Here is a 12427-nt window from a genome sequence, read left to right as displayed (position 1 = left end):
GCGCCCTCAGCAGGACTGCTCCTCGACCACCCGTCGCACCGTCAGCAACGCACTGCGCAAGCTGTCCAGCCCAACGGAGCCGAGCGCCAGCCGCAAGGCATGCGGCACATGCTGCGACGTGGCAAAGGGCTCGGCCGTCGACACCGAAACGCCTTCGCGCATCAGCGCCGCCGCGACCCGGTCGGCGCGTGTTTCTTCCGGCAAGGGCAGCCAGACGAAGTACGACGCGGGATGGCGCACGCATCGCAGCGCCGCGAGCGCTTCGCTGGCGATGATCTGCCGCATCGAAGCGTCGCGGCGCTTCTCGGATTCGAGCCGGTCGACCGTGCCGTCCTCCAGCCACGCACAGGCGATCGCCGTGGTCACGCCCGGCGTGCACCATGTCGTGGCCCGTATCGCCCGTTCGATCTTCGGCACCCACGCCTCCGGCGCAACGACGAAGCCCACGCGCAACCCTGTCGCCACGTTCTTGGACAAGCCGGAGACATACACCGTCGTTTCCGGTGCCAGCGTTGCCAGCGGCGGCGGTGGATCGTCGGCCAGAAAGGCGTAGGCCGCGTCTTCGATGACGAGCAGGCCATGCCGCCTTGCGATGGCGGCCAGCCGCCGGCGCCGGCTCGCGCTCATCACCCAGCCCAGCGGGTTGTGCAGGGTCGGCATCGCGTAGATGGCCTTCACGCGGCGGCGCGCGCACAGGCGTTCCAGCGCGTCCAGGTCCGGCCCCTGTCCGGATGCCGGAATGGGTGCCAGCTCCAGGCGGTGTGCCTCGGCCAGAACCTTGAAGCCGGGGTAGGTGAGAGCATCGACCGCGACCACGTCGCCCGGTTGCAGCAGCGCCATCACTGTCACCGCCAGGCCATGCTGCGCGCCGTCGACAAGCATCACTCTCGACGGCTCGGCTACCAGCCCGCGCGACGCGAGATGTCGGGCGACGCAGGCGCGTTCATGCATTCGCCCGCCATGGGGCGCATAGCGCAGCATCGCGTCCAGCTCGCCACCGGCGGCGAGCTGCCGTAGTGCGGCGCGCAGCAGCTCGCCCTGTCCGGGCAGCGACGGGTAGTTGAAGTTCAGGTCCACCAGGTCCGGTGCCATGGTCCGCTGATCGACGCCAACACCGCCGTGCATCGCCGCCTCGCGCACGAAGGTGCCGCGGCCGACCTCGCCGCTGACCAGTCCCATCGCCTCCAGCTCCGCATAGACGCGCGACGCAGTAACCAGCGCCAGGCCATGGCGCTCGGCCAGCCGCCGGTGCGTGGGCAGGCGGGTGCCCGGCAGCAGGCGTCCCGCGCGGATCTCGGCGGCGAGTTCATCGACCAGTTGCTTGTAGCGGGCTTCGGCCATCGTGCGATGTATCCATGACAATTTTTTGATTGTATTGATCGTCCGGCCTACGATGAGCGCATCTCACCCCTACGTACGAATCCCATGCACATCGCGATCCTCACCTTCGACGGCTTCAATGAACTGGACTCGCTCATCGCGCTGGGCGTGCTCAATCGCATCAAGAAGCCGGGCTGGCGCGTGAGCTTGTGCTGTCCGACCCCGGAAGTCACATCGATGAACGGCGTCACCGTTCGCGCCCAGTCGTTGCTGGAGGATGCGCGCCTTGCGGATGCAGTTGTCGTCGGCAGCGGGGTGAAGACACGGGAGGTCGTCGCCAGCCCCGAGCTGATGGGGCGCCTGGCGCTCGATCCGGCCCGCCAGCTGATCGCAGCGCAGTGCTCCGGCACTTTGATCCTGGCGAAGCTCGGCCTCGTGGGCGGCATACCGGCCTGCACCGACCTGACCACCAAGCCCTGGGTGCAGGAGGCCGGCGTGGAGGTCTTGAACCAGCCCTTCTATGCGCGCGGCAATGTCGCAACCGCAGGCGGCTGCTTTGCTGCGCCTTACCTGGCCGGCTGGATCATCGCCCGCACCGAAGGGCTGGAGGCTGCCGCCGCGGCGCTTCACTACGTCGCCCCCGTGGGCGAGAAGGAAGCCTACCTGGCCAACGCGCTGGGGAACATCACGCCGTACCTGCCGCAATGACCTCTTGCGCGGGCTGAATCCACAGCTCAGCGCCTTATGGGCGCATGCAGCACGGCATTCGCCCCCGACCCGGCCGAGGCTTGCGTCGGCGACGCATCGGCCAGTGTCCTGACCGGTGCGCAGCGTCCGTAGGTGTCGTCGAAGCGCACGATGTCGTCTTCGCCCAGGTAGCCGCCGGTCTGCACTTCGATCACTTCGAGCACGGTCTTGCCCGGGTTCTCCAGCCGGTGGATCGCGCCAGAGGGCAGGTAGATCGATTCGTTCTCGCGCACCAGCGTGACTTCACCGTTGCAGGTGGCGCGCGCCGTGCCCTTCACCACGATCCAGTGCTCGGCGCGGTGGTGGTGCATCTGCAGCGACAGCTTGCCGCCGGGCTTCACGGTCAGGCGCTTGACCTGGAAGCGTTCGCCCAGGTCGATGCTGTCGTACGCGCCCCATGGCCGCACCACGCGGCGGTGCTCGGTGGCCTCGGCGCAGCCTTCCAGCGAGAGCTTGCGCACCACGTCGGCCACCTGCTCGGCGCAGCCAGCGCCGGCCACCAGTACGGCGTCGGGCGTGTCCACGATGATCAGGTTTTCGGTGCCCAGTGCCACCACCGGCCGGTGCGGCGCGTGGATGAAGGTGTTGCGCGAGTTCAGCGCGCTGGCCTTGCCGCTCAGCCGGTTGCCCGCGTCGTCCGCCGGGTGCAGGCTGGCAACCGCGTTCCAGCTGCCGACGTCGCTCCACAGGCCTTCGAACTTCACGACCGCGATGTCCTTGTGCTTTTCGAGCACGGCGTAGTCGATGCTGTCGGCTCGGCAATCCTCGAAGGCTGCGCGGTCCAGCCGCAGGAAGCTGCCGTCGGTTGCAACGGCGGCAGTGGCGCGCTCGCAGGCCAGCAGGATGTCGGGCGCGTGCCCGCGCAGCGCTGCGATCAGCGTGCGCGCCTGCACGAGGAGGATGCCCGCGTTCCAGCTGTAGCCGCCATGCAGGATCAGCTGTTCAGCCACCGCAGCTGTCGGCTTTTCGACAAAGCGCACCACGGCCTGGCTGCGCCCGTCGGCCGAGGGCTCGCCGGCTTCGATGTAGCCGTACGCGGTGCTCGGGAAACTCGGCACCACACCGAAGGTGACGATCTTGCCGGCCTGTGCAGCCTCGATGCCGGTGCGCACGGTGCGGGCGAACAGCGCGGCGTCGGGAATGTGATGGTCGGAGGGCGCGAACAGCAGCAGGTCGTCGGGCTCGGCCAGCAGGGCGGCCGAGGCCATGGCCGCGGCTGTATTGCGCGCCACCGGCTCGAGGATCTGCCGGCCCGTGGCGTGCGCGTTTTCCACCGCTTCCTTCACCAGGAAGCGATGGTCTTCCGACGTGACGCAGGTGATGTCGGCATTCAGCACCGCCAGCCGTTCGAGCGTGAGATGCAGCAGGCTCTTGCCGCCGATCAGCGGCGCGAACTGCTTGGGCAGCGCCTTGCGCGACAGAGGCCACAGCCGCGTGCCGCTGCCGCCGCACAGGACCACGGGATGGATGAGGGGGGTGTTCATGATCGTTTGCGTTGTGGTGGGATGTGGGGGTTCAGATCAGGCCGGAGTACGCCGCATAGCTCACGGCCTGGGCACGCGAATGCACGTGCAATTTCTTGTAGATGTTCTTGATGTGGGCGTTGACGGTCTGCCCCGAGATGCCCAGCTTGACGCCGATCTCCTCGGTGACGTGGCCGCGCGCCACGAAGCGCAGGATCTCGCACTCGCGCGCCGTCAGCGTCGCTTCGCGCGGGGGCGGCTCCACCGACGGCGGCGTGCGGCTGTCGGGCCGGTGGCTCAGCCGCGAGAGCAGCCGGCGCGCCAGCCGGGGCGTGATGGCCGCGCCGCCGTTGACCACCTGCAGAACGGCCTGCGCGAAGCTCTGGAGCCACGCGTCCTTCAGCAGGTAGCCGGTGGCGCCCAGCTCGAAGGCATGCAGCACGTGCGACTCGTCCTCGAGCGCGGAGATCACGATGATTTCTCCCGTGCGATGTTGCTCGCGGGCTTCCTGGATCAGGTCGAAGCCGGTGCCGTCGCCCAGCCGCAGGTCGACCATCAACACGTCGAACTCGTGCGTGGCCAGCAGACGGCGGCCGTCGCGCAGGCTGCCGGCCTGGCCTTCGAGCTGGATGCGCAGGTCAGACAGCAGCTCCTGCGCGATCACCCGGCGCATGAACTCGTCGTCATCCACGAGCAGCACGCGCACCGGCGCATCCTCCTGCCCCGTCAGGAAGCCGGGCCACAGCGGCGCAACAGGCGGAACGATGCCCGGTGGAAACCCCGAGCGGCCATCGGCCTGCTCGCCAAGAAAGGGGGATGGGTTGTCAGACATGGGTGTGTCCCAGGTTGGAGTTGATATGCGTGCTGGTGCCGTTGCTCTGAAAGCGCGGAAAGTCCGCGGCAAAGGCCGGCGCCGGGTCGTCGAAGCCGTGCGGGTTCGCGGCCTGCCAGCGCCAGCTGTCCGCGCACATCTGGTCGAGGTCGCGGCGCGCGCGCCAGCCGAAGGCGAGAAATGCACTGCGAGCATCGGCCCAGTAGGCGGGCGCGTCCCCGGGGCGGCGCGGCCCGATGCGCAGGGCAATGCGGCGACCGCTCGCGCGCTCGAAGGCCGACACCACTTCGAGCACCGAGGCGCCACGGCCGGTGCCAAGGTTGGTCATGAGAATGCCGCTGTGGCGCACTGCATGGCGCAGCGCCGCCACATGGCCTTCGGCCACGTCCATCACGTGCACGTAGTCGCGCACGCCGGTGCCGTCAGCCGTTTCGTAGTCGGCGCCGTGCACCACCAGGCATTCGCGCTCGCCGGCCGCAACCTGCGAGATGTAGGGCATCAGGTTGTTGGGCGGCCCGTGCGGGCGCTCGCCGAGCAGGCCGCTTTCGTGCGCACCGACGGGATTGAAGTAGCGCAGGCAGGCAATGCCCCAGCGTGCGTCGGCCTGAGCCAGGTCGGCCAGCACGGTCTCGACCATCGCCTTGGTGCGGCCATAAGGGTTGACCGCGCCGTAAGGTGCACTCTCCGCAATGGGCGAGGGCTGCGAGTCGCCGTACACCGTGGCCGACGAGGAGAACACCAGCGTGCGCACATCGGCGCGGCCCATGGCTTGCACCAGCGCCAGGGTGCCGGCCACGTTGACGTCGTAGTAGCTCACCGGGTCGGCCACCGATTCACCGACCGCCTTCAGCCCTGCGAGATGCACGACCGCTTCGACCCCGTGCGCCGCGAACGTGCGGTCGAGCGCCGCCGCGTCGCGCACGTCGCCGCGCACGAGAACGGGTTCGACCCCCGTGATGCACGCCACCCGCTGCAGCGAGCGCGCGTCGCTGTTGACGAGCGAGTCGAGCACCACCGGCTGATAGCCCGCCGCGATCAGCGCCACGCAGGTGTGGCTGCCGATGAAGCCGGCGCCGCCGGTCACGAGGACCCTGGGTGCGGATGTGGACTTGGGCATGGTCGTGGTCCTCGTGTGGGGTGCCGCGTCAGCCGGCGATGCAGCGCTGCAGTTCCTCTTCGAGGCGCTGCAGGATTGCGTTGCGGTCAAGTTCGGCCTCGGCGAAACGGCGGCCGGCGGAACCCAGCAGCTCGCGCGTTTCGGGCGACATGGAGAGCTGTTCGATGGCATCGGCCAGCGCGGCCGCATCGCCCGGCTCGACCACCACGCCGCGGCCCCACACGGCCTCGCTGAGCGCGGTGCCGGCGTGCGCGGTCACGATCACGGCGCGGCCGCTCGCGAGCATGCCGCCCAGCTTCGACGGCATGACGAGGTCGGCGGCATCGGCGCGCTGGGGCAGCACGTGGATGTCGGCCATGCCCAGCAGTTCGTTGAGTCTTTCGGCAGGCTGCAGGTCGAGAAAATGCGTGTTGCCCAGCCGGGTGCAGGCGTCCATCAGCGAGGCACGGCTCGGGCCGTTGCCGCAGAACACGAAGTGGATGTTGTGGGAGCACACCAGCAGGCGCGCCGCCTCGGCCAGCAGCTCGATGCCCTGCTTGCTGCCGAGGCTGCCCGCGTAGAGCACGACCACCGCGTCGGCGGGAATGTTCAGCTCGGCCCGGAAGCCCTGTGCCGACACGCCTTCGACCACCGGCGGTCGCGCAACGGGCTGGATGGCCTGCACGTCGACCCAGTTCGGAAACAGCACCAGCCGCGATTCGTCCACGCCTTTCTCCAGCGCCTTGGTGCACATCGTGGAGGAGATGGACGACACCCGGTCGAACTTGCGCATCAGCCAGCGCTCGGCGGCCAGGGCGAAGCGCCGCACCCGCTCGCCGCGCACCCAGCCGAGGCCGAATGCCGCGTCAACTTCGTAGTCCTGCACGTGCAGCCAGGAGCGGATGCCGAGCAGCTTCGCGAAGCACAGCGCGGCCGGCGCGCAGGAGATGGGCGGCTCCACCACGAACACCACGTCAGGCTTCCAGCGCAGTTGCGCCAGCAGCAGCGGAATGCTCGACAGCGTGAAAGACAGCAGGTGCCCGATGCGTCCCAGTGCACGAGGCTTCGACGGCACCCAGGTGGGCGCACGGCACACCGTGACGCCGTTCCAGTCGGTCTTGCGGTAGGCCCAGGCCGAGTAGCCCTCGAGCACCGACCACTGCGGAAAGAAGGGCGGCGACGCAATCACCCGCACCTCGTGCCCGCGGGCGTGCAGCCACTCGGCCATCTCGCCCGAGTACTTGCCGATGCCGGCCAGCTCGGGAGCGAAGTTCATCGAGTAGACGAGGATCTTCACGATGCCTGCCTCCGCGTCAGCAGGCGCACGATCGGGAAGAAGCCGAATTGCAGGCGCATGCGCGTCTCGTACAGCACGAAGTCGGTCACGCAGGCAATGAAGAACACGTAGTGCGGCTTGTCCGGAAAGACCATCACCACCGCGCCGTATGACGCCAGCCGCAGCGCAACCTCCACCAGCGCCCAGGCGCCGAGCGAGCCCATCGAGGTCTTCAGAGACAGCACCATCTCGTGGTGGATCGTGTAGGTGCGCAGCAGGAAGTACGGCGCAATGCACATGAAGATGGTGCGCGCCTCGTTGCCCAGCTTGAGCAGCGGCGCGGCCACCGAGATGAGCGCGGCCAGCCCGACGAAGAGCCCGCAGCCCAGCAGGAAGGAATGCTTCGCCAGGCGCAGCTTGGCCGCGGTGAAGTTGCCCGCGTCCGTCTCCAGCATCGCAGGCGTCTTCGTGACCAGGAAGGCCTGCACGAACTGCGACGGCGCCTCGGCCAGCAGGAACGCGAGCTTGAAGGCCCCCACGTAGCTCAGCGGCATGAAGTACGCCACGATGAGCAGGTCCGACTTGCGCAGCAGGAACATGAGCAGCGAATACACCGTCGCGCCGGCCTGCGACGCCAACCCGAGCGCGGCGCGCCCGGCTGGTGGCGCTGCGCCGTTGCCCGGCAGGCCGACGGCCACGCACACCACCACGACGGCGAACAGGTTGATGAGCAGCAGGTGCGCCACGCCCAGGTCGAAGCGCACCGCTACACACAGGCTGATGCCCACGACCAGGATGGTCGCGCGGATGCCGCCCTCCAGGTTGAGCAGCCCTGCGTGGCCGAGGCCGCGACCGAACGAGAGCCGCAGGCTGTTGAACGAGAAGACCGCCAGCGTGGCCACCAGCAGAAGGAAGGGCGCATCGCCCACGGGCATGTGCTGCACCGTGAGGATCACCGTCACCAGCACCGTGGCCAGCGGCAGGCCGATGGCCAGCGTGCGCACCACGTCGCCGCGCGTCACGCCCGGCGGCACGCTCGCCGCATTGCGCGAGAACAGCAGCGAGCTGCCCAGCGTGCCCATCACCAGCGCCACCTCCATGACCGACTGGTAAATGGAGTACTCGCCGAAGCGCGCCGGCGAAATGCTCGCCGCCATCAGGAAGATCGCCAGAAAGCCCGACAGGTACACATACAGCCGCGAAGCGAGCGCGCCCAGGCCCGACAGCCAGGCCATGCGCGCGCCGGGCGGAGCAAGTGACAGGCTGAAGTGCTTCATGGCGTCGGCTGGCTTCACGCTTACTTGCCGACCGGGGCGCGAGACACGCGGCCCGTGTCGAACAGCCGGCGCACGAATGCGCCGGCCCGGAACGCGTTGTTCTTCGCGCGGCGGGCCATCTGCAGCGCGTAGGTCACGGCCGCCACGGTGTGCATGTGGCCGCGCAGCGCGAAGGGCATGGCCATCTTGGCGCTGCCCTGGAAGTGCAGGGCGACCACGCGCGTCAGTTCGCCGGCGGTGCTCGTCAGCCAGGCCTTGCCGTCGCGGTACGCAATGCGCTTGGCGCCGCCAAGCACCTTGAACTCCCGCCGCACGAGGTTGTGCATGCCGTTGATGTTGTGGTCGATGACCGTGCCGTCGAGCACGCGGTTGATGGGAGCGTCGTTGCCCGTGGCGTGGGCCCAGAGATAGAGCAGGGTCATGTCGGACACGCCGCCGCGCACGCCCCGCGCGGCAAAACGCCCCGCGATGTCACGCAGCTTCCTGCGGCCCGAGGGGGTGGCGTAGCTGTCGAGCACGTAGGCCACGAAGCGGCGCAGGCCGTTCGCGGTCCAGTAGCTCACGTGCGGCGAGATCTGGCAGGGGTTCCAGCCGTCCGCGGACTGCATGCAGGAACCAGAGAAGTCGGACTTGCCCGCAAGCCGCGCGATATGCGGCGCCGCACCCTGAAAAAGCAGCACATCGCTGTCGATCAGCACGAATTCGCGCACTTCGGGGTGGGATTCCAGAAACTGCGCTAGGAGAAAGTAGCGCCGAAAGCAGATCTTTTCGAACTCCGGCGGGTTGCTCGACAGATGCACGTAGGACCGGCAGAAGCGTTCGTAGGCCGGGCCCGCGTCGGTGTCCGACAGCACGAAAAGCGGCTCGCCGGCCAGCGCCGCCGATTCGCGGCACAGCGCGAGGGTCTTGTTCTGGCGGTCTTCCACGACGATGAAGGGCAGGGTTGGGTTCATGGCGCTTGGTTGAGGGTTGATGGGATGTGACAGCATTCGTTGTGTTCAGGGCTTGCGCGCCGTAACGCTCTTCATCAGCGCGACGTGCGCGGGAAGAAAGCGGCCGGCGGCGTCGATGGGCATGTCCAGCGTGAAGAGGCCGCGCACGGCGGCCGCTTCCGAAATCCAGCTGCGCAACTGCGCCGCCGTGAAGCGCGCCGGCGCCTCGCGGCCCCACGAGGCGCTCAATGGCGTCAGCACATGGAGCGCGAGCTCCGACGGCGGGGCGGTGAGGTGCGCGGGTGGTTGCATGTATTCGCCGGCCATCAGGTTCTGGCAGGGCGCCGACTTGACGCTGAAGCGCTCCGCGCCTTCGCCCGCGTTGAAGGCCAGCCAGCGGTTGGTAGCGCCCGTGCGGGCCGCGCTGCACAGCATTTCCCAGCCGGCGGGCGTGATGCCCTTCGTGTTGTAGGTGCCGTCGAACCACCAGCCGCTCACGAGCGAGCCGTAGCGCTCCGACCAGTCGCGGATCACGCTCGACCAGGCGGCGATGAAGCGTGCGGGCGGCGGCTCCTGCTCGGACACGTCGCCCAGGCAATCCATCAGCGCGGGGTCTGCCTGCGGCGCACGAAACGGCAGGTAGAGGATCAGCGAGATGCCGCGCTTGCGCAGCGCCTGGCCGATTTCCATCGGCAGGTCGCGTGGCGAGCGGTTCGCGGCGCTGCCCGGGCAGAGCACTTCGAGCGCGGCATTGGGCGCGATGTACTGGCCGTTGTTCTGGCCCAGCGTCAGGATCAGGTGCGAAGCGCGCATGTCCGCGAGCGTCGACGCGAAGGCCTCGACGTCGAAACGCTTGATCTCGTTGATCGACTGCTTGTCGGGCAGGTAATGCACCATCACGCCGAAGCCCGGCATCGGGGCGCCCGCCGATGTGCCCGCGGGTTGCGCGCGGCCGGCCAGCGGCATCACTGCCAGCAACAGCAGCGCTGCAAGAAAACGCATCGCGGGGAACGGCCATTTCGTCATGGCATGGCCCGGGCGAGCGACAGCGCGCCGCGCTTGAGCATGAGATAGCGCCCCGCGACCGCGGCTGGCGCGCAGGCAGTGGCATGGACCCACACCGGATGCGTGCGCTCGTGGCGCGCGAGGTGCTTGGCCAGCTGGTACGGGTCGCTGGCAGCGCTGCCCACGAAGAAGCCGTAGTCCGCGAACAGCTCGCGATGCACCGGAATGTCCGACAGCAGCAGCGGCACGCCCAGCGTTGCTGCCTCGGCCGCCGAGAGGTTGAAGCCCTCGAAGGTAGACAGCGAGATGAACGCGGTGGCGCCCTGGTACAGCCGCAGCAGTTCGTCGCGCGACACCAGCCCCCGGTGCCGCACCGAGCCACGCACCTCGGGCGCCAGCGCGGCCACCATGCGCTCGACATCGGCCGCGCCGTTGCCGGTGATGTCGAGGTAGTCGACCAGGCCCGCGCGCTTCATGCGCTCGAAGAGGGCGAGGATGCCGCCGAAATTCTTGTGCGGGTAGTAGTGGTAGGCCGCGATGAGGTAGCGCTCGCCCGGGGCCGCATCCGTTGCTGCACCCGGTGTAGTGGGTGCCGCCGCGACCCGGGGCGCGTCCACCGGGTTGAAGATCACAGCCGAATGCTCGCAGCGGCCGAAGTGGCGCTCGAAGTCCAGTTGGCTGCTGCGGCTGATGAAGACCACGTCCGCCGCGCTGTGCGCCGCGCGCCACAGGCTCCAATCGAGGAAGAGCCGCTTGCTGCGCCTGAAGTACTGCGGGTAGGCCTTGTACTGCAGGTCATGGACGATGACGATCGAATCGCGATGCCGCCCGAACAGCGTCAGCGGCAGGAAGTAGTTGGGAAACACCGAGAACAGCTGCTCGCCCATGAGCAGCGCGCGCAGGTAGTGGAAGTTGTAGAGCAGCGTGTCGAGCACGAAGCGGCTGATCTTCAGGCGCTGCGCCAGCGCGTAGATGCGCGGATGCCGCTCGCTGACCGGCTCGATGCGGTCGTCCCGCGACATCCGCATGTGGCGCAGCAGCACCTCGGACACGTTGAGCACGCCGCCGGCCGCCTTGTTCAGGCGCACGGTGTCGTAGTAGAGGTAGGTGGCCATGTGCGACGTCCTCACGCACTCGGAAGGCCGTGACGCACCGCGCGCGGCAGCGGCCGGCGGGCGCGGGAACTCAGGGCGCCGGCAATGACGGCGGCGATCAGGCCCGAAACCGCGAACGGTCCCCAGCCCAGGATCGGGCCGCGCATGAACGGCACGTAGGCGGCGAGCAGCACCAGTGCCGACAGGTAGGAGCCCGACAACGGCCGGTTCGGATCGATGGCGCGGTCGACCACGCGAAAGCCCGCCGAGATCGCATAGCCGAACAGCGCCGGCCCCGCCAACCCGAAGTCGAAATACGCCGTGGTGAAGGGTGGCAGCGACAGGTTGCTCTGCGAGAAGTTGCCCAGGATGGCCGACCAGCCGAGTGGGTCGAAGTCCGGGAACATCTTCAGATCGCGCGGCAGGAAGAACGAGAACGCCGAGAGCAGGTAGCGGCCCCAGCCGAGATCGGGAATGGGTGCGCGCTCCAGGATGCCCGCGACCACGAACATGGCGTCGAAGTCCTGGCTGAACGGAAAGGTCGTGAGCTCCTCGCCCCAGAAGCTGCCGCGCGAGATCAGGTTCAGCACCGGGCCCAGGCCCGCGATGGAGCCGAAGATCACGCTGCCGAGCAGCCAGCGCCGGCTGCGCCCCAGGGCGTGGATGAGCAGCGGCAGCAGCCCGATCAGCAAGACCTGCCGCGCCGTGTTCACCGGGTTGGCTGCAGCCAACGCCAGGCCGAACGCCAGGCCTGCCGCGCACCAGGACCACAGCGTGCGACGGCGCACAGCGTGGATGGCCAGGGCCACGAAGCACATCAGCACCACCAGCTTGGGCAGCGTGGAATAGAAGATGAAGTCGATCGGCACGTTCTCTTCGCCGCCACTGGTACCAGTGAGGCCGCGCGCCACGAAGTTGAGCTCGGGCTTGATGAACAGCGTGGCGAAGGCCGCGAGCGAGCAGCTCAGCAGCAGAAGAAGAGGATGGGCCACGCCGACCAGGCGCCGGTCGTGCCCCCCGGGCAGGTGCGCGGGTACGTCGGGCACGCCCAGCCGCGCGGCCTCCACACCCGCCATGTACAGCAGCAGGAGCATCAGCGCCTGCGTGTGCGCCGCCGTGCTCATCACGCCGGCCTCCCAGAACTCCACGTCGTGCGAGATCTGCATCGCCGGCGCGATCGAGAAGTACGTGAGGATCGTCGCGTAATGGATCAGCAGGAACACGCTGGAGCCCGAGGAGCCCAGCAGCGAGAGCTGAATCAGCGACAGCGCACACACCGCCGCATAGCCCCACACGGGGTCGACCAGGCCGCACAGCATGGCGCAGACGATGCCGGACCAGAAGGAGAGGGTTCGCATGGTGGGCCTGCTGTGGTGTGGCTGCCG

The 12427-nt window shown here is 68.5% G+C and carries 11 protein-coding genes; 1 reads left to right on the top strand and 10 read right to left on the bottom strand.

The window, feature by feature from the left end; genetic code table 11:
• Positions 1-6: 6 nt before the first annotated feature.
• A complete protein-coding gene (locus NWF24_RS15660) occupies positions 7-1341 on the bottom strand; it encodes an aminotransferase-like domain-containing protein (RefSeq protein ID WP_258355298.1) in 1335 nt (444 codons plus the stop codon).
• A gap of 84 nt (positions 1342-1425) precedes the next feature.
• On the opposite strand from NWF24_RS15660, the gene NWF24_RS15655 reads away from it, so the two are divergent.
• On the top strand, positions 1426-2028 hold the full coding sequence (locus NWF24_RS15655) for a DJ-1/PfpI family protein (protein ID WP_258354973.1): 603 nt from the start codon (positions 1426-1428) through the stop codon (positions 2026-2028).
• Positions 2029-2054: 26 nt separating this feature from the next.
• Here NWF24_RS15655 and NWF24_RS15650 read toward each other — a convergent pair whose 3' ends face one another.
• Genes NWF24_RS15650 through NWF24_RS15610 form a run of 9 tightly spaced genes read right to left on the bottom strand, consistent with a single transcriptional unit; the run spans position 2055 to position 12400 of the window.
• On the bottom strand, positions 2055-3551 hold the full coding sequence (locus NWF24_RS15650) for a mannose-1-phosphate guanylyltransferase/mannose-6-phosphate isomerase (RefSeq protein ID WP_258354972.1): 1497 nt from the start codon (positions 3549-3551) through the stop codon (positions 2055-2057).
• 31 nt (positions 3552-3582) lie between these two features.
• A complete protein-coding gene (locus NWF24_RS15645) occupies positions 3583-4362 on the bottom strand; it encodes a LuxR C-terminal-related transcriptional regulator (protein ID WP_093058343.1) in 780 nt (259 codons plus the stop codon).
• Positions 4355-5479 (bottom strand): UDP-glucose 4-epimerase GalE, encoded by a 1125-nt coding sequence (gene galE, locus NWF24_RS15640; RefSeq protein ID WP_258354971.1) that lies wholly within the window; start codon positions 5477-5479, stop codon positions 4355-4357. Before galE ends, NWF24_RS15645 begins: the two co-directional genes overlap by 8 nt.
• 28 nt (positions 5480-5507) lie before the next feature.
• The gene (locus tag NWF24_RS15635; RefSeq protein ID WP_258354970.1) at positions 5508-6755 is read right to left on the bottom strand and encodes a glycosyltransferase WbuB; all 1248 of its coding nucleotides are present in this window, start codon (positions 6753-6755) and stop codon (positions 5508-5510) included.
• Positions 6752-8011 (bottom strand): lipopolysaccharide biosynthesis protein, encoded by a 1260-nt coding sequence (locus NWF24_RS15630; protein ID WP_258354969.1) that lies wholly within the window; start codon positions 8009-8011, stop codon positions 6752-6754. The genes NWF24_RS15635 and NWF24_RS15630 overlap by 4 nt, the downstream gene beginning before the upstream one ends.
• Positions 8012-8031: 20 nt before the next feature.
• A complete protein-coding gene (locus NWF24_RS15625) occupies positions 8032-8964 on the bottom strand; it encodes a hypothetical protein (RefSeq protein WP_093074426.1) in 933 nt (310 codons plus the stop codon).
• A gap of 45 nt (positions 8965-9009) precedes the next feature.
• A complete protein-coding gene (locus tag NWF24_RS15620) occupies positions 9010-9969 on the bottom strand; it encodes a hypothetical protein (protein WP_258354968.1) in 960 nt (319 codons plus the stop codon).
• The gene (locus NWF24_RS15615; protein ID WP_258354967.1) at positions 9966-11063 is read right to left on the bottom strand and encodes a glycosyltransferase; all 1098 of its coding nucleotides are present in this window, start codon (positions 11061-11063) and stop codon (positions 9966-9968) included. The genes NWF24_RS15620 and NWF24_RS15615 overlap by 4 nt, the downstream gene beginning before the upstream one ends.
• An 11-nt stretch (positions 11064-11074) precedes the next feature.
• On the bottom strand, positions 11075-12400 hold the full coding sequence (locus NWF24_RS15610; RefSeq protein WP_093074422.1) for a hypothetical protein: 1326 nt from the start codon (positions 12398-12400) through the stop codon (positions 11075-11077).
• Positions 12401-12427: the final 27 nt, after the last annotated feature.

It is taken from the genome of Variovorax paradoxus, from assembly GCF_024734665.1.
In the GTDB taxonomy this organism is placed as follows: Bacteria; Pseudomonadota; Gammaproteobacteria; order Burkholderiales; family Burkholderiaceae_C; genus Variovorax.
This window is presented reverse-complemented; position numbering and strand designations above follow the sequence as displayed.